The sequence below is a fragment of the Sphingopyxis sp. 22461 genome, assembly GCF_052044915.1.
GTDB lineage: Bacteria > Pseudomonadota > Alphaproteobacteria > Sphingomonadales > Sphingomonadaceae > Sphingopyxis.
Genome location: NZ_JBQENY010000013.1, coordinates 1 through 20,370, shown reverse-complemented (window position 1 = coordinate 20,370; position 20,370 = coordinate 1). Strand labels below are relative to the sequence as shown.

Annotated in this window: 22 protein-coding genes and 2 tRNA genes; 13 read left to right on the top strand and 11 right to left on the bottom strand. The window is 66.0% G+C overall.

From position 1 onward, the window contains the following. The first annotated feature begins 17 nt into the window (after positions 1 to 17). The 4 genes from ACTJI5_RS19665 (at position 18) to ACTJI5_RS19650 (ending at position 4,430) form a co-directional block, all read left to right on the top strand. On the top strand, positions 18 to 644 hold the full coding sequence (locus ACTJI5_RS19665) for a glutathione S-transferase family protein (RefSeq protein ID WP_440861497.1): 627 nt from the start codon (positions 18 to 20) through the stop codon (positions 642 to 644). Continuing rightward, entirely contained in the window at positions 634 to 1,233 is a 600-nt protein-coding gene (locus tag ACTJI5_RS19660; protein WP_440861496.1) for a hypothetical protein, read from the top strand. The genes ACTJI5_RS19665 and ACTJI5_RS19660 overlap by 11 nt, the downstream gene beginning before the upstream one ends. Positions 1,234 to 1,305: 72 nt before the next feature. After that, the gene (gene alaS, locus ACTJI5_RS19655) at positions 1,306 to 3,951 is read left to right on the top strand and encodes an alanine--tRNA ligase (RefSeq protein ID WP_440861495.1); all 2,646 of its coding nucleotides are present in this window, start codon (positions 1,306 to 1,308) and stop codon (positions 3,949 to 3,951) included. Further along, entirely contained in the window at positions 3,948 to 4,430 is a 483-nt protein-coding gene (locus ACTJI5_RS19650) for an SRPBCC domain-containing protein (RefSeq protein ID WP_310256368.1), read from the top strand. Before alaS ends, ACTJI5_RS19650 begins: the two co-directional genes overlap by 4 nt. A 107-nt stretch (positions 4,431 to 4,537) precedes the next feature. Here the strand turns inward: ACTJI5_RS19650 and ACTJI5_RS19645 are convergent, their stop codons facing one another. Both ACTJI5_RS19645 and ACTJI5_RS19640 read right to left on the bottom strand, forming a co-directional pair. Further along, a complete protein-coding gene (locus ACTJI5_RS19645) occupies positions 4,538 to 4,951 on the bottom strand; it encodes a holin family protein (RefSeq protein WP_310256365.1) in 414 nt (137 codons plus the stop codon). A gap of 63 nt (positions 4,952 to 5,014) precedes the next feature. Continuing rightward, a complete protein-coding gene (locus ACTJI5_RS19640) occupies positions 5,015 to 5,584 on the bottom strand; it encodes a glycoside hydrolase family 108 protein (RefSeq protein ID WP_440861494.1) in 570 nt (189 codons plus the stop codon). A gap of 71 nt (positions 5,585 to 5,655) precedes the next feature. Here ACTJI5_RS19640 and ACTJI5_RS19635 point away from each other — a divergent pair, with 71 nt between their 5' ends. Together ACTJI5_RS19635 and ACTJI5_RS19630 are read left to right on the top strand one after the other, a co-directional pair. Beyond that, positions 5,656 to 6,633, top strand: a complete 978-nt coding sequence (locus ACTJI5_RS19635) for an NADPH:quinone oxidoreductase family protein (RefSeq protein WP_440861493.1) — start codon at positions 5,656 to 5,658, stop codon at positions 6,631 to 6,633. Between the two features lie 97 nt (positions 6,634 to 6,730). Beyond that, positions 6,731 to 7,057 (top strand): EF-hand domain-containing protein, encoded by a 327-nt coding sequence (locus ACTJI5_RS19630; protein WP_440861492.1) that lies wholly within the window; start codon positions 6,731 to 6,733, stop codon positions 7,055 to 7,057. On the opposite strand, the gene ACTJI5_RS19625 is transcribed toward ACTJI5_RS19630, so the two are convergent. The 4 genes from ACTJI5_RS19625 to ACTJI5_RS19610 all read right to left on the bottom strand — a co-directional run bounded on the left by ACTJI5_RS19625 (position 7,054) and on the right by ACTJI5_RS19610 (position 9,396). After that, positions 7,054 to 7,827, bottom strand: a complete 774-nt coding sequence (locus ACTJI5_RS19625; protein ID WP_439511372.1) for a TSUP family transporter — start codon at positions 7,825 to 7,827, stop codon at positions 7,054 to 7,056. The genes ACTJI5_RS19630 and ACTJI5_RS19625 overlap by 4 nt on opposite strands. A gap of 78 nt (positions 7,828 to 7,905) precedes the next feature. Further along, entirely contained in the window at positions 7,906 to 8,961 is a 1,056-nt protein-coding gene (locus tag ACTJI5_RS19620) for a proline racemase family protein (RefSeq protein WP_440861491.1), read from the bottom strand. A 27-nt stretch (positions 8,962 to 8,988) separates the two neighbouring features. Then, positions 8,989 to 9,198 (bottom strand): hypothetical protein, encoded by a 210-nt coding sequence (locus tag ACTJI5_RS19615; protein ID WP_440861490.1) that lies wholly within the window; start codon positions 9,196 to 9,198, stop codon positions 8,989 to 8,991. Between the two features lie 121 nt (positions 9,199 to 9,319). After that, positions 9,320 to 9,396, bottom strand: a tRNA-Pro gene (locus tag ACTJI5_RS19610). A 259-nt stretch (positions 9,397 to 9,655) separates the two neighbouring features. Between ACTJI5_RS19610 and yajC the strand changes: the two genes are divergently transcribed. The 3 genes from yajC to secF are packed head-to-tail and all read left to right on the top strand — an operon-like array spanning position 9,656 to position 12,647. After that, the gene (gene yajC, locus ACTJI5_RS19605) at positions 9,656 to 9,985 is read left to right on the top strand and encodes a preprotein translocase subunit YajC (RefSeq protein WP_052182143.1); all 330 of its coding nucleotides are present in this window, start codon (positions 9,656 to 9,658) and stop codon (positions 9,983 to 9,985) included. 55 nt (positions 9,986 to 10,040) lie between these two features. Then, complete coding sequence (gene secD, locus ACTJI5_RS19600; RefSeq protein ID WP_310256349.1) at positions 10,041 to 11,654, top strand: protein translocase subunit SecD; 1,614 nt, start codon at positions 10,041 to 10,043, stop codon at positions 11,652 to 11,654. Between the two features lie 12 nt (positions 11,655 to 11,666). Then, entirely contained in the window at positions 11,667 to 12,647 is a 981-nt protein-coding gene (gene secF / locus ACTJI5_RS19595; protein WP_310256347.1) for a protein translocase subunit SecF, read from the top strand. A 61-nt stretch (positions 12,648 to 12,708) separates the two neighbouring features. On the opposite strand, the gene ACTJI5_RS19590 is transcribed toward secF, so the two are convergent. Both ACTJI5_RS19590 and ACTJI5_RS19585 read right to left on the bottom strand, forming a co-directional pair. Continuing rightward, positions 12,709 to 13,884, bottom strand: coding sequence for a glycosyltransferase (locus ACTJI5_RS19590; protein ID WP_440861489.1), 1,176 nt, complete (start codon positions 13,882 to 13,884; stop codon positions 12,709 to 12,711). Further along, complete coding sequence (locus ACTJI5_RS19585; protein ID WP_058536123.1) at positions 13,885 to 14,445, bottom strand: helix-turn-helix domain-containing protein; 561 nt, start codon at positions 14,443 to 14,445, stop codon at positions 13,885 to 13,887. Positions 14,446 to 14,532: 87 nt separating this feature from the next. Between ACTJI5_RS19585 and ACTJI5_RS19580 the strand changes: the two genes are divergently transcribed. Beyond that, complete coding sequence (locus ACTJI5_RS19580; RefSeq protein ID WP_440861488.1) at positions 14,533 to 15,015, top strand: DUF6456 domain-containing protein; 483 nt, start codon at positions 14,533 to 14,535, stop codon at positions 15,013 to 15,015. A 6-nt stretch (positions 15,016 to 15,021) separates the two neighbouring features. On the opposite strand, the gene ACTJI5_RS19575 is transcribed toward ACTJI5_RS19580, so the two are convergent. Next, positions 15,022 to 15,510 (bottom strand): DUF2569 family protein, encoded by a 489-nt coding sequence (locus tag ACTJI5_RS19575; RefSeq protein ID WP_440861487.1) that lies wholly within the window; start codon positions 15,508 to 15,510, stop codon positions 15,022 to 15,024. A gap of 60 nt (positions 15,511 to 15,570) precedes the next feature. Then, positions 15,571 to 17,346, bottom strand: coding sequence for an ABC-F family ATP-binding cassette domain-containing protein (locus tag ACTJI5_RS19570; RefSeq protein ID WP_440861486.1), 1,776 nt, complete (start codon positions 17,344 to 17,346; stop codon positions 15,571 to 15,573). Between the two features lie 134 nt (positions 17,347 to 17,480). Between ACTJI5_RS19570 and ACTJI5_RS19565 the strand changes: the two genes are divergently transcribed. After that, positions 17,481 to 18,227 (top strand): SIMPL domain-containing protein, encoded by a 747-nt coding sequence (locus ACTJI5_RS19565; RefSeq protein WP_058536126.1) that lies wholly within the window; start codon positions 17,481 to 17,483, stop codon positions 18,225 to 18,227. A gap of 90 nt (positions 18,228 to 18,317) precedes the next feature. On the opposite strand, the gene ACTJI5_RS19560 is transcribed toward ACTJI5_RS19565, so the two are convergent. Beyond that, positions 18,318 to 19,001, bottom strand: a complete 684-nt coding sequence (locus ACTJI5_RS19560) for a prolyl hydroxylase family protein (protein WP_440861485.1) — start codon at positions 18,999 to 19,001, stop codon at positions 18,318 to 18,320. Between the two features lie 114 nt (positions 19,002 to 19,115). On the opposite strand from ACTJI5_RS19560, the gene ACTJI5_RS19555 reads away from it, so the two are divergent. Together ACTJI5_RS19555 and ACTJI5_RS19550 are read left to right on the top strand one after the other, a co-directional pair. Beyond that, positions 19,116 to 19,192, top strand: a tRNA-His gene (locus ACTJI5_RS19555). 98 nt (positions 19,193 to 19,290) lie between these two features. After that, a complete protein-coding gene (locus ACTJI5_RS19550; RefSeq protein WP_440861484.1) occupies positions 19,291 to 20,340 on the top strand; it encodes a Glu/Leu/Phe/Val family dehydrogenase in 1,050 nt (349 codons plus the stop codon). Positions 20,341 to 20,370: the final 30 nt, after the last annotated feature.

Here is a 20,370-nt window from a genome sequence, read left to right as displayed (position 1 = left end):
CCTTTGAGGAGAGCGCCATGAGCCTGATCGTCCATCATCTGAACAACAGCCGCTCGCAGCGCATCCTGTGGCTGCTCGAAGAGATCGGTGCGCCGTACGAGATCCGATATTACGACCGTGATCCGGTGACCAACCTCGCGCCGCCCGAACTGATCGCGGTCCACCCGCTCGGCAAGTCGCCGGTGATCGAGGACAATGGTCGCGTGATTACCGAATCGGGCGCGATCACCGAATATTTGTGCGAGCGGCACGGCGGCGGGCATCTGGTCCCCGAACGCGGCAGCGACGATCATATCAGCCACCTCGAATGGCTGCATTTCGCCGAAGGGTCGGCGATGACGCCGATCCTGCTGCGCATCTATACCGCCCGCCTTGGCGAAGCCGCCGCGCCGATCGAGCCGCGCATTTCGCAGCAGCTCGATTCGCATTTCGCCTATATGGAAAGCCGCGTCGGCGAAAATGGGCATTTCATCGGCGACAGCCTGTCGGCGGCCGACATCATGCTGAGCTTCCCCGCCGAAATCGCGATCATGCAGGGCATGGCGCCGCGCTATCCGAAGCTCGCGAGCTTTGTGAACGCGTGTCATGTCCGCCCCGCCTGGCAGCGCGCGCGCGAAAAGGGCGGCGCCTATTATGGCTATTGATCGCCGGGTGCGCCGCCACCGCCTGCTCGTGGCGGCCGCTTGGCTTCTCCCTATCCCAGCGGCATTTGCTGCGCCGCCGGTGGTCGCTCCTGAAGTCGAGCGCGAGGTCACCGCGCCCGAAGGCGTGACCTTCGCGCCCACCCCGGCCGACGAGGAAGGCGCGATCGATCGGCTTGCCACCTATACGATGGCGCTGGCGAAGCGCGATTATGCGAGCGCCTATGCAATGCTGCGCCTTTCGTTCCAGGCGTCGAACCCGCGGCTCGAATGGGAAATGAACAAGCGCAAGCGTGCCGGGCTGTGGGCCGACGGCACGATCCGCATCTTGCGCCTCAGCTGGTATCTCGACCCCGCGGGCCAGCCCGCCGGGCTTTACGCGGCCTTCGATTTCCGCGGCGATCGCGCGGACAAGACGATGGATTGCGGTTATGTCGTCGTCCACCGCGCGACGCCGGTTGCGGGCTGGACGGTGGTGCGGACCGACACCTCCGAAGTGCCCGCCAACCTGATCGAAGACGGGGTCCCCAAGGCCGATGTGCTGCGCGAACTGCCCTGCTATCTGGGCAAGGGGATCGCGACCAACTTCTGACCGATTGGCCCGATGATCGTCATCGACACGAACCGGCTTGTCGCATCGCCGCAAAATCCCTAATTCGCGCGCATGACATCGACCAATGACATTCGCCGCTCGTTCCTCGACTATTTCGCGGGGACCGGCCACCATATCGAACCGTCGGCGCCGCTGGTGCCGTACAACGACCCGACGTTGATGTTCGTCAACGCGGGCATGGTGCCGTTCAAGAATGTCTTCACCGGGCTGGAAAAGCGCCCCTACAGCACTGCGGCGTCGTCGCAGAAGTGCGTGCGCGCCGGCGGCAAGCATAACGACCTCGACAATGTCGGCTTCACCGCGCGGCATCATACCTTCTTTGAAATGCTGGGGAATTTCTCCTTCGGCGACTATTTCAAGGAACAGGCGATCCATCACGCTTGGTCGCTGGTCACCAAGACCTGGGGCCTTGCGCCCGAGCGGCTGACCGTCACCGTCTATCACACCGACGATGAGGCGTTCGACCTGTGGAAGAAGATCGCGGGCCTGCCCGAAGAGCGGATCATCCGCATCGCGACGAGCGACAATTTCTGGTCGATGGGCGACACGGGTCCGTGCGGGCCGTGCAGCGAAATCTTCTATGACCATGGCGACCATATCTGGGGCGGCCCCCCGGGATCGCCCGAGGAAGACGGCGACCGCTTCGTCGAAATCTGGAACCTGGTGTTCATGCAGTATGACCAGCGCGGTCCCGGCGACCGCGTCGACCTGCCGCGGCCGAGCATCGACACCGGCATGGGGTTGGAGCGCGTCGCCGCGGTCCTGCAGGGCGTCCACGACAATTACGACACCGACACGTTCAAGGCGCTGATCGCCGCATCGGTTGACCTGACCGGCGTGCCGGCGGAAGGCGCGACGCAGGCGAGCCACCGCGTGATCGCCGATCACCTGCGCGCATCGAGCTTCCTTGTCGCCGACGGCGTACTGCCGTCGAACGAAGGCCGCGGTTATGTGCTGCGCCGGATCATGCGCCGCGCGATGCGCCATGCGCATCTGCTCGGCGCCAAGGATCCGCTGATGTACCGGCTGCTGCCGTCGCTGACCGCCGAGATGGGCGCCGCCTATCCCGAGCTGATCCGCGCACAGCCGCTGATTGCCGAGACATTGGAGCGCGAGGAAACGAAGTTCCGCCAGACGCTCGACAAGGGACTGCGCCTGCTCGACGAGGCGACGGTCGGGATGTCCGCGGGCGCGACGCTGCCCGGCGATGTCGCGTTCAAGCTCTACGACACCTTCGGCTTTCCCTACGATCTGACCGAGGATGCGCTGCGCACGCAGGACATCGCGGTCGACCGCGCCGGGTTCGATGCCGCGATGGCGCAGCAGAAGGCGGCGGCGCGCGCGGCGTGGAAGGGCAGCGGGCAGAAGGCGTCGGAGGAAATCTGGTTCGACCTCGCCGAAGCCAATGGCAGCACCGAATTCACCGGCTATGGCGCCACCGCGGGCGAGGGCCAGGTGATTGCGCTCGTCAAGGATGGCGTGCCCGTCGACGAAGCCAAGGCCGGCGACGAACTGGTCGTTCTGACCAACCAGACGCCCTTTTATGGCGAGAGCGGCGGCCAGATGGGCGACGCGGGCACGCTCGCGACGCTCGAAGGCGCCAAGGCTTCGGTCAGTGACACCGGCAAACCGCTCGGACGGCTGCATGCGCATCAGGCGAAGCTGGAGGCCGGCAGCCTGAAGGTCGGCGATACGGTCCAGTTGTCGGTTGATGCCGCGCGGCGCGACCGCATCCGCGCCAATCACAGCGCGACGCACCTTGTGCATGCGGCGCTGCGCAATCGGCTGGGCGGGCATGTGACGCAGAAGGGCAGCCTGGTTGCCGAAGACCGCTTCCGTTTCGATTTTTCGCATCCCAAGGCATTGAGCGCCGAAGAGATCGCCGACGTCGAATCGCAAGTGAATGCGCAAATCCGTGGCAACGAGGCGGTGACGACGCGGCTGATGACCCCCGACGATGCTGTCGCGGCGGGCGCGCTGGCGCTGTTCGGCGAGAAATATGGCGACGAAGTGCGCGTGCTCAGCATGGGGGCGGCGGACGATCATAGCTATTCGGTCGAGCTGTGCGGCGGCACGCATGTGCGGGCGCTTGGCGACATCGCCTTGTTCAAGATCATCAGCGAGTCCGCGGTTTCGTCGGGCGTGCGGCGCATCGAGGCGCTGACCGGCGATGCCGCGCGCCAGTGGTTGAACGGCCGCGACGAGGCGCTCAAGGCGGCGGCGGCGGCGCTCAAGACCTCGCCCGACGATGTGCCGGCGCGTGTTGCGCAGCTCGCCGAGGCGCTCAAGAAGGCCGAGCGCGAACTGGCCGACGCGAAGAAGGCCCTGGCTATGGGCGGCGGTGGCGGTGCGGCGGCTGGTCCGGCGGTCGAGCAGGTCGGCGATACGGCGTTCCTTGCGCAGGTCGTCGATGGACTCGACCCCAAGGATCTGCGCGGCACGGTCGACGGGCTGAAGAAGCAGGTCGGCAGTGGCGTCGCGATGCTGGTCGCGGTCAACGACGGGCGCGCTTCGGTCGCGGTTGGTGTGACCGACGACAAGACGGGCAGCCTCAGCGCCGTCGACCTCGTCAAGGCCGCGGTTGCGGCGCTTGGCGGGCAAGGCGGCGGCGGGCGGCCCGACATGGCGCAGGGCGGCGGACCCGACGGCGGCGCAGCGAACGACGCCGTCGCGGCGGTCAAAGCCGCGCTCGCTTGAAACCGACCAAGAAGACGCGGCGCATCGATCATGCCGAACGGCTGATCGCCGCGCCGCTGGTCGATGTCTTTTCGGCGTTCACGAGCGCGGCGAAGCTCGCGATATGGTTGCCGCCCGAGGGGGCGACAGGGACGTTCGAGCACGTCGACCTGCGCGCAGGCGGCGGCTTTTTGATGCGGCTGACCTTTGACGACGCCGATGTCGAGACCAAGAGCGACGACGATAGCGACGTTGTGGAAGTCTATATTCCGACACTCGACGACGGGCGGCTGGTGGTGTGGCAGGTCGAATTCGAGTCCGACGATCCGCGCTTTTCGGGGACGATGGAGATGCACTGGTATCTGTCGCGGCAGAGCGGCGGCACGCTGGTCACGATCGACGCGCATCATGTGCCGCCGGGGATTTCGGCGAAGGATCATGTCGAGGGGTTGAATAGCTCGCTGGCGAATTTGGCGGGGGTGGTGGAAGCGGTTAAGTAACTCCCCGTTTCCGCTTGCATCGAGCGAAGTCGAGATGCCCGTCAGTACGGCGCCACCCCGATGGGTGTCTCGACTTCGCTCGACACTAACGGAATTGGTGGGCAGCCCTAACCTTCGACCCCCTTCGCTTTCCCCCACGCCCGCGCGGCCGTGTAACCCAGATAACCCGTGCCGAAGAGCGCATAGAGCGACTCCGGTATGCCTGCGAGATAGGCGTTCATGCCGTCGGCGATCCCCTTTGCCATTTCGGGACGCGCGGCGGCGATCAGGCCCATCGGGATCGCCCACAGCAAGAGCACATACATGACATAGAGGAAGCTCGGCCGCGCGCGGCTGGTCCACGGGTCGGCGCTGTTCGCCTCGGCGACGATCGCAGTCATTCGCGTGCGGATCGCTTCCATCTCCTGGCTGCCCTCCATCTTCAGCAACTCAAGCTTGGCGCGGTCGCGCGCTTCGGGGTCGGGGATGATCTTGTCGATCAGCTTGGCGATGGGGCCGATCAGGCCTTCGATAATGCTCATGGTCCTTTTCCTTTTTGCTAGAGAATCCTCACAACTTCACTCGGAATCGACATGTTCGCGGGGTCAGTGCCCGCCGATGCGATTGGCCAGCCAGCCGTAGAGGAAGGCTTCCTGGCTCGGGCGGCGTTCGGCGAGCGCGATGTAGCGTTCGCCCTGCAGCGCCTCCATCGCGCGCAGGAGGACGGTTTCGCCGTCCTTGCCGCGCGCTTTCAGGAAACCGTCGAGCGCCGACAGCGTGCGCGGACCCACCTCGCGATCGACCGCGATGTCGGGATAGTCGCGCGCCGCGCGGTTGAGCGCGTTGAGCGCGCGCTGGAGGAAACCAGCCGCGGTGCCGGTGCCCATATTGACGCCGGTGTCGAACAGTTCGGCGGCGATTTTGGAGGCGCGCAGCGCGACCTTGTCGAAGCCGGGACGCAGCCAATAGAGGCGGCGATAGATCAAGGCGGCCTCGCCGCGCGGCAACTCGCGCATCGCGCCGGCATAGCCTTGCGCCCGCGCGACCGCCTCGGTGATCCCCCAGCAGGTCGGGCCGCCGCGGTCGGCGGGGTGGTTTACATATCGGCCTTCGCGGTCGATGACGGCATCGATCAAGATATCTGCATCGCAGGCAGACGGGTCTGGTCTTGGCATGATTCGCTCCTGTGGTTTGTTGGGCAGGTGAAACGAACCATATGGGAATATTGTAGGAAAGGATTTTCGCCATGCGGGCTTTGCAAATACGCGAATTGCTGTCCGATCATGCGGGGGCGGCGCTTGCGGATTTGCCCGTACCTTTGCCCGGACCCGGCGAAGTTCGTGTGCGGGTGCGCGCGGCGGCAGTGAATTTCCCCGATCTGTTGATGACCGGCGGTGGCTATCAGTTGAAGCCCGACCTGCCGTTCGTGTCGGGGCTGGAATTCGCGGGCGAGGTCGATGCAGTGGGTGAGGGTGTCGATGGCTGGGCGCCGGGCGACGCGGTGATCGGCGGCAACCGGTTCGGCGCGATGGCTGAATATGCCGTCGTTCCGGCGGCAAACCTGCGCCGCAAGCCCGAACGACTGAGCTGGGACGAGGCGGCCGCTTATCCGGTCGCTTATCTGACCGCCTATGTCGCACTGGTCCGCTGCGCGCGGGTCGAGCCGGGCGAGTGGGTGCTGGTGCATGGCGCGGCGGGCGGGGTCGGGCTGGCGACGGTCGATCTGGCGAAGGCGCTGGGTGCGCGTGTCATCGCGGCGGCGAGCAGCGCGGAAAAGCGCGAGGCGATTGCGCGGCTCTACGCGCCCGATGCAGTGATTTCCGCCGGGCCGGGATTTCGCGACGAGGTGAAGGCGCTGACCGGCGGTAAGGGCGCCGATGTGATTTTCGATCCGGTCGGGGGCGACATATTCGACGAATCGACGCGCTGTATCGCGTTTGGCGGACGCCTGCTCGTCATCGGTTTTGCGTCGGGGCGCATAGCCGAGGTGTCGGTGAACATGCCGCTGATCAAGGGCTTCTCGGTCGTCGGGGTGCGCGCGGGCGAATATGGCCGGCGCTTTCCCGATCGCGGAGCGGAGAATGTCGCGGCGATCGATGCGCTGGCGGCCGCAGGGAAAATCCGGCCGCACGTCCATGCTGCGCTCGACCTTGCCGACTGGCGCGAAGGCTTTGCGATGCTCGAGCGGCGCGAGGTGGTGGGCAAGGTCGTGCTGAAACCGTGACGAGCCGAAGTCGCTGCCATAGTTTTGCGACACGCAAGCTGCCATGTCCGCGGCGGGGCGTCCCGGCGCTATTGCCGATATGACCAAAGGACATGGAATGAAGAAATTGACGATGATCGCCGCCTCGATCGGCATGGCTGTTCCGGGCATCGCTGCCGCCCAGCCGCCGCAGGATGGCGGCCGCATGTTCGCGATGATCGACACCAATGGCGATGGGAAGCTGGACAAGGCCGAGATTACCAAGATGGCTGAAATGCGTGCCCAGCAGCAGGGCGATCCGACGATGGCCTCGCCCGAAAAGGTCGATGCCTTCATCAAGTTTCTCGATGCGAACGGCGACGGCGTGGTCGACAAGGCCGAACTGGCCGCGAAGCAAAAGGCGCGCGCGGAACCGCCGCCGTCGGCGGAGGAGGGCCAGCCCTAAAAGAGCGTCCAGAGCGGGTTGGCGGGGTCGGCGAGGAGTTTGGCGGTCAGGGCGAAGGACATGACCACAAGCAGCGGCCGCACCCCGCGCCCACCGAAACGGATCGCGAGCCGCGCGCCGAGCTGGTTGCCCGCGACATTGGCGGCGGCCATCGAGAGGCCGAGCAGCCACAGGACATGACCACCGACAATCATCGCGAGCAGGCCGGCGACATTGGTCGCGAGGTTGAGGAACTTTGCGTTGCCGATCGCGCGAACGAGCCCGAGCCCGCCGAGCGCGACGAGCGTGAGCGTCAGGAACGAGCCCGCGCCCGGGCCGAAGAAGCCGTCGTAGAAGCCGAGCGCCGTAACGATGAGGGTGAGCCCGAGCGGGCCGACGCGCGCATGGCGGTCGACGCTGCTCATCGGGGGGGCGAGCAGGAAATAGAAGCCCATCGCGATGAGCAGCAGCGGGACGAGCGCGGCGAGGAAATCGGACCGGACATATTGGACCGCGGTCGCGCCGAGCACCGAGCCGGCAAAGGCTCCCGCCGCGGGCCATGCGAAGCGGCGAAGATCGACATGCCCCGCGCGCCAGAAGGTCAGGAAGGCCGAGCCGGTGCCGATCGTGCTTTGCAGCTTGTTCGTCGCGATCGCCGAGACCGGCGGAACGCCGACCGCCATCAATGCGGGAATGGTGAGGAGACCCCCGCCGCCCGCCATCGCGTCGACCGTTCCGGCGAGAAAGGCGACGCCGATCAGGAAGGCGAAGATTTCGGGGGCGAACTCCATGCCGGCGCTCCTAGGTGCGATCGCCTGGCTTGGCCAGTATGGAGCGGCGCCGCATAGCAATGCGGCAGACGCGCTGCGTCACACCGGCGTGTCGAGCTCGGCAAGGCGGCGCGGGAGAGTGAAGCCCGCACCGAAGCGGTCGCCGGGCTCCCCGATCATCTCGCTGCGCCCCGAATACCAGGCCTGCCCGGCGACCCGGACGCGCGACGCGGCATCGAGTCCGGTTCCGCTCGTCGCGGCGAGTGTCCCGACGAAGCCTTCGCCCGATACGCCCCGGATTTCGCAGCTGTCTCCCACTGTCATCTCGTCCTTCGCTGCGGCGAGCGCGATACGCGCCGTTACCCCGCTGCCGGTCGGCGAGCGGTCGATCTGTCCATCGGCGAAGATGCAAAGATTGTAGCTGGGCTGGCCGCCATGCATGCCGAGCGCCACATCGTCGGTCAGGATCGTGCCGTAGAGAAAGCCGAGATCGGGTTCGGTCGGATGGACGATGGGCCCGCTGGCACGGATCGCCTCGGTGATCGCGGTCGCGGCCTGTACGAGCTCTGCCAGCGGCGTTTCCATCAGCGACAGGCCGATGCGGCTCGCGGGCAGGATCGCGTAGAAGGCGCCGCCGAAAGCGATGTCGACGCGGACCGGGCCGAGGCCGGGAACCTCAACAGTCCGATCGAGCGCGCTCGCAAAAGATTCGACGCTCTCGAATGCGACACGGGTGACGCCGGCTTCGTCCGTCTCGACATCGACCTGGATGACGCCGCAAGGGGCCTCGAGCCCGAAGCGGGCCTTGCCGTCAACGCGCGCGACGCGCCCCGTGTCGACCGCCCAGCGGCCGATCGCGATGGTCGCGTGGCCGCACATCGTGCTGTATCCTTCTTGATGCGTGAAGAGCACGGCAAGGTCGGCCCCCGCTGCGCAGGGCTCGGTCGGGATCACGCCGTACATGCCGTCATGCCCGCGCGGTTCGAGCATCAGCATTGTGCGCAGGTGATCGAAGCGTGTCTGGGCATCGCGCCTTTTTTCCAGGATCGTGTTGCCGGCGAGTGGGGGATATCCGGCCTCGACGATACGGACGGGCTCGCCTGCCGTGTGCATGTCGACGATGCGGATGATCGTGGTTTCGCGATTCGATGTCATATCCGTATCTCAGTCGAGCGCGGCGTTTCAGGCAAGCACGATCTGCGCCGCCTGAAATAGGAAGGTCGCGCCGATGATCGTGACGATCCAGCGGCGGCTGGCGCGGAAGTGCGCGTCGCTGATGCGGTCGAGGATGGTGCCGCCGACCATGAGGACGAGCCCGCCCGCCATGCCGAAAATGCCCGAAAGGATGGAAGTCAGAAATGCGGCCGCAACGGCCAGAAGGCCCGCCTGCATATCCCCGCGCTTTCCGCTCGTGCGCTGCCCGCGCGTTGATGGGGTGGACGACGCCGATGCGTCGCGCCCGGCCCCGATGGCGCGCTATCCTGTCAGCACGCTGTCAGATTGTCAGTTAAATTGGTCGGGACGAGAGGATTCGAACCTCCGACCCCCACACCCCCAGTGTGATGCGCTACCAGGCTGCGCTACGTCCCGACCGGCCCCCGTAAGGGCAGGCGAGGCCCCTAGCGCGGGTTGGCGGACGATGCAAGCGGGGATGGCGCGTTATTGCCTCGATTGACGGGGCGGGGTTGATATGGCGGGTATCATTCCCATTTCGGCCACGCTTGCCAAGGGGGAGGGGCGCAGCGACCGGTTGCGCGGGGCTTCCCTGCGTGATAGGCGCCGCGCCATATTTGCGTGCCGGTTCCGCAAGGGGAATTGGCAATGCTTACGAACGGAAAGTTTTTCACTCATGTCGACGCAATTGCTTCTGACCCAGGCGGCCGGATCGGGCGGCGGGGCTGCCGGTTTCCTGATGCTGGTTCCCTATCTGCTGATCTTCGCGGTGTTCTGGTTCTTCCTGATCCGCCCGCAGCAGGTCCGCGCCAAGGAACATCGCGCCAAGGTCGCGGCGGTGAAGCCGCGCGACCAGGTCGTGACCGGCGGCGGCATCGTCGGCAAGATCACGCGCGTCGACGATGATTTCGTCGATGTCGAAATCGCACAGGGCGTGAAGATCAAGGTCGTCAAGTCGACCCTCGCCGACGTCCTGCAGCCCGGTGGCAAGCCCGCCAACGACTGACGCGGCGGGCCCCGCGTCCTTCGCGGTCCCGCTCTTGCTATCGGATTTCTAGACCATGCTCGATTTCCCGCGCTGGAAGACCATCGGCATCAGCATCATCCTGCTGCTCGGTATCCTTTTTTCCATCCCCAGCTTCCTGCCTGAAAAAACGAGGGACAGCCTGCCGTCGTTCCTGCAGGCGAAGGTCAATCTGGGCCTCGACCTTGCCGGCGGCAGCCACTTGCTGCTTGAAGCCGACATCGCCGACCTTCGCAAGACGCAGCTCGCGAATATGGAGAAGACCGTGCGCGCCGCGATGCGCGGCGAAAGCGGACCCGACGACGATATCGCGATCGGCGAACTGTCGACCGCGGGCGGCAAGATCAGCTTCCTCGTCCGCGATCTCGCGAAGCTCGACGAAGCTCGCGAGCGGCTGTTCAGCGAAACGCGCGGCGCGCAGCTGACGGGCCAGCGCGACTGGAACATCACGGTCGTCGATTCGACGCGGATCGAGATGACCCCGACGGGAGCCGGGCAGGCACAGGCCGTCGCGAACGCGATGGATACCGCGCGCGATATCATCGACAAGCGCGTCAATGCGCTCGGCACGCGCGAACCGACGATCATTCGCGAAGGCGACGACCGCGTCGTCGTGCAGGTCCCCGGCCTGCAGGACCCGGCCGCGCTGAAGGAACTGATCGGCAAGACCGCACGGCTTGAATTCCGAATGGTCGACGCCAACGCCGACCCCGCCGAAGCCGCCGCGGGCCGCGTTCCCGTCGGCAGTGAAATCGTCCCCTATGCCGAGGGCGAGGGCAGCGGCGCCGCGTTCGAAGTGCTGCGCCGCCAGGTGATGATCAGCGGCGAGCAGCTGATCGACGCCAAGCAAAGCTATGATCCCCAGAACAACCAGCCGGTCGTTTCGATCCGGTTCGATTCGGGCGGGTCGAGCACCTTTGCGAAGGTGACGGCGCAGAGCGTCGGCAAGCGTTTCGCGATGGTGCTCGACGGCAAGGTGCTGTCGGCGCCGTCGATCAACGAACCGATCCTCGGCGGCAGTGCGCAGATTTCGGGCAGCTTCAGCGTCGCGAGCGCCAACGCACTGGCGATTTCGCTGCGCTCGGGCGCGCTGCCGGTGAAGATGACCGTCGTCGAGGAACGCACGGTGACCCCGGAACTCGGTGCCGATTCGATCCGCAAGGGCGCGATCGCGGGGATCATCGCCACGGTGTCGGTGCTGGTGCTGATGCTCGTCGTTTATGGCCGCTTCGGCGTCTATGCGTGCGTCGCGCTGGTCTTCAACGTCTTCCTGATCATCGCGGTCATGGCGGCGTTCAACGCGACATTGACGCTGCCGGGGATCGCGGGCTTTGTGCTGACGATCGGCGCCGCGGTCGACGCGAACGTGCTGATCAACGAACGCATACGCGAGGAACTGAAACGCGGGCGAAAGGTGTTTCAGGCGATCGAGCTCGGTTATTCGGAAGCCAGCCGCGCGATTTTCGACGCGAACGTCACCAATGTCATCGCCGCCGCGTTGATGTTCTGGTTCGGTTCGGGCCCGATCAAGGGCTTCGCGGTGGTTCTGACCATCGGGATCGTCACCAGCGTCTTCACCGCCGTTACCGTCACGCGCATGTTCGTAGCCCATTGGCTGCGGACCAAGCGCCCGACGTCGATCAATATTTAAGGGAGCGAAACGATGCGCTTGCTGAAACTCGTTCCTGACGACACCAACATCGATTTCCTGCGGTGGCGGAAAGTCGCGTCATTCATGAGCTTTTTCCTCGTGGCCGTGTCGATCGCACTGGTCGCCGTGAAGGGCCTGAACCTCGGCGTCGACTTCGTCGGTGGCCAGTCGGTTCGCGTTGAATTCACTCAGGGGATGCCGCCAATCGACGAAATTCGCGAAAAGGTCGGCGACATCGGCCTTGGCGAAGCGACGATCCAGCAGTTCGGATCGGACAAGGCGGTGTCGATCCGCACCGCGCTCCCTGACGGCGACAAGGCCGCCGCCGAGCGCGCGGGGCAGCAGCTGGTATCGGGCATTCAAAAAGCCTTCCCGACCGCGAAGACCGGCTCGGTCGAAACCGTTTCGGGCAAGGTCTCGGGAGAATTGATACGAACCGGGGCGATCAGCCTGGGCCTCGCGATCCTCGGCATTTCCATATATATATGGATACGCTTCGAATGGCAGTTCGGCGTCGGTGCGCTTGGCCGCCTGTTCCATGAGGTATCGCTGACCTTCGGCCTGTTCGCGGTGACGCAGATGCAGTTCGACCTGAACAGCGTCGCGGCGCTGCTGACCATCGTCGGCTATTCGCTGAACGACACGATCGTCGTTTATGATCGAATTCGCGAGAATCTGAAAAAATACCGCAAGATGGAGATCGTTCCGCTTCTCAATCTCAGCATCAACGAAACGCTGTCGCGTACGGTCATGACGACGGTCGCCATGGTCCTGGCGCTCGGCATGCTGTTGCTCTTTGGCCCGGACGTGATTTTCGGCTTTACCGCGGCAATGCTGTTCGGCGTGTTTATCGGCGGCTATTCGTCGGTGCTGATGTCGACCCCGGTGCTCGTGTGGCTGAAGGTCGGGCCGCACAGCTTCGTGCCGCGCACGACGGCCGGGATGGACGGCGGCGAGCGTGTCGAGCGCAAGGACGACGGCGCGGTCGTCTGAGGCCCGTAGCTTTTAAAAAACGGCGCCGGCCTGCTCTGCGAGTGGGCCGGCGTTGCCGTATCTAGCGACTTGCGCAGCGGCGGAGATGCGCGGCGAGTTCGCGGCCGTTGCGGCCCCAGTCGAAGCGGCCGCCAAGGCTGGCCGCGACGTCGGACGGTGAGGGCGGATTCGCGAGGATTGCCCGCACGGCTTCGGCAATCGCGCCCGGTGTGCGCGGGGCGATCCGCCCGGCGATTGGCGACGTTACCAGCTCGGCGGCGCCGCCCGCGTCGCTGATCACGATGGGCGTGCCGCAAGCGAGCGCCTCGACCCACGCATTGGCGAGGCCTTCGCTGACCGACGGCATCACGACAAGGTCGGCGGCGCGATAAAGCTGCGGCAGGTCGGCGTTGGCGACGGGGCCCATGAAGTGGACGCGGGTTGCGACACCAAGCTTTTGCGCGAGCGAGCGGTAACGGCCTTCCTCATCGCCCGCGCCGGCAAGCCAATAGTGGACGTCGGGCAGCGCGGGCAGCGCCTCGATTACAAGCGCCTGACCCTTGCGTTCGATCAGCGCGCCGACGGTGAGGATTGCGGGGCTGGCGTCCATGCCGAGCGCTGCGCGCGCGGCGGCACAGTCGCCGGGGTGGAAGCGTGCGGTGTCGATGCCGGTGTAGTGGACGGCGACTTTCGCCGGGTCGATGCCGATCGCGGCCATGTCGCCGCGCATCGCTTCGGAGACGGCAAGCAGGCCCGCGGCTTTCCTGCCCGCTTCGATCACCTGCGACTGCGTCGCCGGGTCATGGCCGAAGTGGCTGATGTCGGCGCCGCGCGCCTTGGTCGAAAAGGGGAGGCCGAGCGCGTCCGCGACACGCATCGCGGCGGGGCCATCGGGATAGAAGAATTGCGCGTCGATCACGTCGAAGGACTGGCCGCGCACCCCAGACAGCACGGCGTTTGCGACTTTTGCCGGATTGAATCTTGCTCCGATCCGCGGGATCAACGTGAAGCGCGGGCGGAGGACGGTGAGGCCGTTCCAGCCCTCCCTTCGCGGGAGGCTACGGAGCGCGCGATAGCGTTTGTGGAGTGAGAGCGGGAAGGGTGGCAAGCCGACCGGCGCGACGATCGTGAGGTCGATGCCCGGCTGCGCCGCGAGCGCGCGCAGGCTTTTTTCGACGAACAGGCCGAAGTTGGGCCGCGCGGCGTCGGGGAACAACGTCGCGATCGACAGGACGCGGAGTGGCGGAGCGGCGGACACTCAGAGCGTGCGGAGCAGGCGGACGGCGACAGCGGCCCACGGCGGGTTGCTAACGACCTGCTGGCGCTGGCCGGTGCCGAGCGGGAGCAGGTGCAGCTTTTCGCCGTCGACGTTGAGCAGGCGCGCGAAAAAGAAGCGGCCGGCGGGGCGCGGAACGAGCAGGTCGCGGTTGAGCACGCTCGCCCAGTCGCCCTCGATGCGGCGGCACCAGATTTCATCGCCCGCGCGATAGTCGCCGATCGACGAGGTGACGCGCACCGCGACCATATCCTCGCCCGGGCGGGCGGTCAGCGCCTGTTCGACGCGCGTCGGCGCCTGTGCGCCCTCGGCGCCGAGCAGCGCCGTGATCGTGAGCTGCGTGTCCTGCGGTAACTGGACGAGTTCGGCGGCGTCGACGCCGAGCGCCGCGGCGATGCGGTTCATCCAGCCGAGCGAGAGGGTGCGCGTCCCCGTTTCGAGGCGGCCGATCGTCTGCGCCGTCGTCGGCGGAACGCAGCGCTGGCCGACCTCCTCGAGCGTCAGGCCCTTGGCGCGGCGGACCGAGCGGATGCTGTTGATCATCGCAAAACCCTCAAATAACCAAATCGGTTTCTTCTTTCCTACAAAATATTCCAGTGTCAAGCCCGGCGTGCAGCAAAGGAGAATCGCATGACCGCACGCCGCCTCGAAACGCATCTTCACCCCGACGACCGGATCGATCCGGGCAAGGCGGGGCCGCAGGTGATGCGCCATGTGACGGTCAACGTCGGCGAAAGCCCGATCGCCTGGCTGGCATCGCGCGGGCTGCTGACGGCGGCGCAATTGGGTGCGGGCGAAAGGCTGCGCGGCGATTATGAGCGCGCGGGGCTGGCGGCGCGGGTGACGATGCGTTGGGATGCGGCACCGCCGGGAAAGAACCGCGGCGGCGCGCGCGCGTCCGACGCGTCGCTGGCGCGGATCGATGCGCATCGGCGCTTTCACGCGGCGCTCGACGCGGCGGGACCGGGGCTGGCCGACATCTCCTGGCGCGTGATCTGCGCTGGCGAGGGGATTGGCGGTGCGGAGAAGGCGCTCGGTTGGCCCGCGCGGTCGGGCAAGCTGGTCCTCGGGCTGGCGCTCGACCGGCTCGCGCGGTTCTACGGGACGGGGTGACGCTATTTACGTCGGCGCTTCGGCTTCATCCTTGCCATAGGTGTTCGCCACCCGCTTCGACGCCATCAGATAGGTCGTCCAGATCGTTGCCCAAATAGCCGCCTTGGCGCTCGACCACAGGGCGTCGACAAGCATGCCGCCCGCGACCTTGGAAAAGAGAAGCGAGGTGACGACGGCATCGATGACGGCGGGAAGCAGATAGAGGCACCATAGTCCCACGATCACGATCCCGACCGTCGACCAGCGATGGACCGCAACGAGCCGGTAGGCGAGATAGAGCGCCCCGACGACGCAGATTGCGGCGAGCGCCCAGCTGAACTGCACATAGGTAGGCACGTTCGGGCCGAGTAGTTGCGCCATGATCGCGGCGTGGGTGACGGCCGCCTTTGTCTCGAACAGGATTCGGATCGGCGTGGCGATGCCGAGGATGAAGACGAGAAAGCCGAGCCAGCCGCCGACGCCCCTCAGTTCCTGCTGTCCCTGATATTCGGCCATGCCCCGCTCCCCCCTTTGCCCGCCGACCTTTTGGGAGAGGTCCGGCCGCCGTGCAAGGGGTTAGCCGAGAGCTTCGACCTCTTCGGCCAGCGCGAGCCAGCGGTCTTCGGCGGCGGCTTTCTCGTCGCGGAGCGCGTTGAGCTTTGCGGTCAGCGCATTGAAGCGCGCATTGTCGCGTGCGAAAAGGTTGCCGTCCGACAATTCGGTTTCGGCCTGCGCCATCTCGGTCTCGATCTCTTCGATCCGGCCGGGCAGCAGGTCGTAGTCGCGCTGGTCCTTGTAGCTGAGCTTCTTGCGCGCGGTCGGCGGGGGCGGCGGCGCGGCGGTCGCGGCCTTGGCTTTTACGGCGTTCGGCTTGATCCGCTTCGCTTCCCAGTCGGCATAGCCGCCTGCGACGATGTCGACCTTGCCCGATCCGTCAAGGCCGAGCGTCACGGTGACGGTACGGTCGAGGAAGTCGCGGTCGTGGCTGACGAGCAGCACGGTGCCGGCATAGTCGGCGATCACTTCCTGCAACAGGTCGAGGGTTTCGAGGTCGAGGTCGTTGGTGGGCTCGTCGAGCACCAGCAGGTTCGATTCGCGGGCGAATTCGCGCGCGAGGAGGAGGCGCGAGCGTTCGCCGCCCGAGAGCGCACCGACGCTGGCCTCCATGACGCCGGGGTCGAAGAGGAATTCCTTCAAATAGCCCTGGATATGTTTTTTGACGCCGCGCACCTCGACCCAGTCGCCGCCGTCGGAGAGGATGTCGCGCACGGTTTTGTCCGGCGACATCAGGCTGCGCTGTTGGTCGATGATGATGCCGTCGAGCGTCGGGGCGAGGGTGATGCTGCCTTCGTCGGGCTGGATTTCGCCGGTCAGCAATTTGAGCAAAGTCGATTTGCCCGCGCCGTTCGCGCCGACGATGCCGATGCGGTCGCCGCGCTGGACGCGGAAATCGAAATTCTTGATGATCGTGCGGTCGCCGAAGCTTTTCGACACGCCCTCGGCGACGATCACCGATTTCGAACGCACGTCGTCGTTGGCGAGGCCGAGCTTGGCGACCCCGGGGCCGCCGATCATCGCGGCGCGGGTCGCGCGCATTTCCTTCAATTTTTCGAGGCGGCCCTGATTGCGCTTGCGGCGCGCGGTGACACCGCGTTCGAGCCAATGCGCCTCGAGCCGCAGTTTCGAATCGAGGCGCTGGGCGGCGCGCGCTTCCTCGGCCGCGACGGCGTCGCTCCATTCCTCGAAGCCGCCGAAGCCGATTTCCTTGCGGCGGATGCTGCCGCGGTCGAGCCACAAAGTCTGGCGCGTCAGCCGAGTGAGGAAGGTACGGTCGTGGCTGATCGCGACGAACGCGCCGGTGTAACGCGCGAGCCAGCTTTCGAGCCAGTCGATCGCGGCGAGGTCGAGGTGGTTGGTCGGCTCGTCGAGCAGCAGCACATCGGGGTTCTGCGCAAGCGCACGCGCGAGCGCGGCGCGGCGGCGCTCGCCGCCCGAGGCGCTGGCGGCGGTGCGGCTCATGTCGATGCCGAGCTGGTCGGCGATCGCCGCGACCTCATAGGCCTCGGGCGCGTTCGGCGCGGCGACGGCGAAATCCATCAGCGTCGCGAAGGGACGGAAATCGGGCTCCTGTTCGAGCATCACGACATGCGTGCCCGGGACGATCACGCGCTTGCCCTTGTCGGCGTCGATTTGCCCGGCGAGCAGTTTGAGCAAGGTCGTCTTGCCCGCGCCGTTGCGGCCGATCAGCGCGAGCCGGTCGCGTTCGCCGACATAGATGTCGAGGTCCTGGAACAGCCAGCCGCTGCCCTGCACAAGGCCAAGGCCTTCATAAGATAAAATCGGTGCTGCCATGATGAACGGCTCGCTACTGGCGCGTTCAGCATCATGCAAGCGCGCAGCGCACAAAGGCCGGAACGGGTTCGCTCCGTCTGCGTTACGGGGCGGACATAACAGATGACCGAAAGCCCGGTTCACAGGAGAATGAAATGACGAAGCAAATGTTCGCCGTTATGGCAACCGGACTGGCGCTGATGGCGGCAACGCCCGCGCTTGCTCAGCAGGGAGGTTCGACGGTGACAGCAGCAACGACCCAGGGCCCGATCCTGTCCTTTGCGGTCAGCGAGGAAGTGCGTTCGCGTCCCGACCAGGCGACTGTGGGCGCCGGCGTGACGACGACCGCGCCTACCGCGGTCGAATCGATGCGCGCGAATGCCGCGGCGATGGACAAGCTGATCGCCGCCGTAAAGGCGCGCGGGATCAAGGCCGAGGATATCCAGACGAGCGGCATCAACCTGTCGCCGCAGTATGACTATAATAATCGCGGTGATGGCCAGCCGCCGCGCTTCCTCGGTTATCAGGTGTCGAACAGCGTGCGCGTGACGACGTCGAAGATCGAAGACATCGGGCCGCTGCTCGACGCACTGGTCGCCGCGGGCGGCACGAACATCGACGGCCCGTCGTTCGGCATGAAGGATCCCGACGCGCAATTGGTCGGCGCGCGCGGCACCGCGATCAAGGCGGCCGAAGCGAAGGCGCAGGATTATGCGCGCCTCGCGGGCTTCCGCGGCGTCGAGCTGGTGTCGATCAGCGAAGGCGGCAGCTTTGGCCCGCAGCCGCCGATGCCGATGGTGCGCATGGCGATGGATGCCGGTTCGGCGAAGGCCACGCCGGTCGAGCCCGGTCGCGTCGCCAACACGCTGACGCTGAATTTCCAGTATCGTCTGGTGAAGTAAGCCAAAGATAGGCGTCGCCCCAGCGAGAGCTGGGGCCGCTATCGACCTTGCGCTATGTCGCGAGCGATCCCAGCTTTCGCTGGGATGACGTCAAATCGCCAACTCCCCCTCGGCCCATGGCCAGGGCCGTTCGCGAAACCATTTGGTGATGATATATTTGCGGCCCTTGCGGACCTTCATCCCGTGATGAAGCGTGTCGGGGTTCGCGGTGCCATCGAGATGGACATTGTTCCACGCGAGCAGCTTGCCCGCCTCGGGCTGATGCATCTTGCCGGTCGCGAGAAAACGCGTCGCGCCGCCGGCATCGGGTTCGTTGAGATAGATCATCAGCGTCCAGCTGCGCTGCCCCGGTATCGCGCAATAGGTTTCCCAGTCGGCGCCGTGCGGATCGAAATAGTCGGTGTGCGCCTTGAATTCCTGTCCGACGTCGTAGCGCTGGCCCTGCATCGGTTCGCCATATTCGCGCGGGATGCCGGTAAGGTCGTGGAGGCGATTGTTGACCGCGATCACGACCGGATCGCGGTGATCGAGGTCGCAGGTCGTGCTGGTGCGAAAGGCGTCGTCGCCGTTCGGGTCGGCGATCGTCGAGGGCCGGACATCGCGGTCGATTTGCGCGATCAGCGCGGCGCAGGTTTCGGCGTCGAGGAAGCCCGACAGCATGAACTGTTGCAGCTTTGGCGTTGGCGCGCGGCGGATGCCGGGGACGGCGGCGAGCCGCTCGGCGGTGCGGTCGGCGCCCGAGGTCGCCATGTCGACATGTTCATTCGCAGCCATGGCGCGCTTTTTAGCAGGGAAGCGCGTGCGAACAATGCTTGACGAGCGGGGGGATGCGCGCCTATTCGCCGCGCGCTGTCGAGGGTGCTTCGCGCGCCGCTCTTCGCTTATGTGGCGACCATAGCTCAGTTGGTTAGAGCGCCGGTTTGTGGTACCGGAGGTCGCGGGTTCGAGCCCCGTTGGTCGCCCCATTTTCTCTATCTTCGCGCACATGCGGGATTTGGGGTGACTCTCAGCCCCTATCGGATTATTGCGTCCTAACGTAATTTTCTAATGCGAGGATGAGTTTATGTCCGCTGTCTGGGATTTCGCCGATTTCGACGATCATGAACATGTCCACATGTTCCGCGATCGCGCCAGCGGGCTGACGGCGGTCATCGCCGTTCACTCGACGCACCTCGGCCCCGGCGCGGGCGGCGTGCGTTACTGGCATTATCCCCAGCGCGCGGCGGCGATCACCGATGCGCTGCGCCTGTCGCGCGGCATGAGCTACAAGAATGCGATGGCGGGGCTGCCGATGGGCGGCGGCAAGGGCGTGATCCTGGCCGATGACGGGGCCGCGAAGACGCCCGAACTGCTCGCGGCATTCGGCCGCGCGGTCGAATCGCTCGGCGGTGCCTATGTCACTGCGGAAGACGTCGGCATCACCGACGCCGACATGGTCCAGATTTCGAAGCACACCAAGCATGTCAGCGGCCTGCCGGTGGCGAGCGGCGAGGCGGGCGGCGATCCCGGTCCGCTGACCGCGCTCGGCGTGTACCTCGGCATCAAAGCGGCGATTCGCGAAGGGCTGAACACCGACAGCGCGAAGGATGTCCGGATCGCGATCCAGGGCGTCGGCAGCGTCGGCGGCGGTGTCGCGCGGCGGCTGGCGGCCGAGGGCGCGAAACTGACCCTCGCCGACGTCAATCTGGCGCGCGCGAAGGAACTCGCCGACGAACTCGGCGCCGAGCTCGCCGATTCGGCGGCGATCATGGAGGTCGAGGCCGATGTGCTGAGCCCGAACGCGCTCGGAGCGATCCTGACCGAGGCGAGCATCGAGAAACTGCGCGTGCCGATCGTCGCGGGCGGCGCGAACAACCAGCTAGCGACCGGCGCCGACGGCCAGCGCATCCACGACCGCGGCATCGTCTACGCCCCCGATTATGTTATCAACGCAGGCGGCATCATCAACGTCGCGCTGGAATATCTGGGGCAGGGCAGCCGCGAGGAAGTCGAGAGCCGCATCCACCTGATCCCCGGCCGGCTCGCCGAAATCTGGGCCGAGAGCAAGGCCAGCGGTACGCCGGCGGCGTCGGTGGCCGACCGGATGGCGCAGAAGCTGATCGGGCGGGGCTAACTCTTGAGCGTCGCCCCCGCGAAGGCGGGG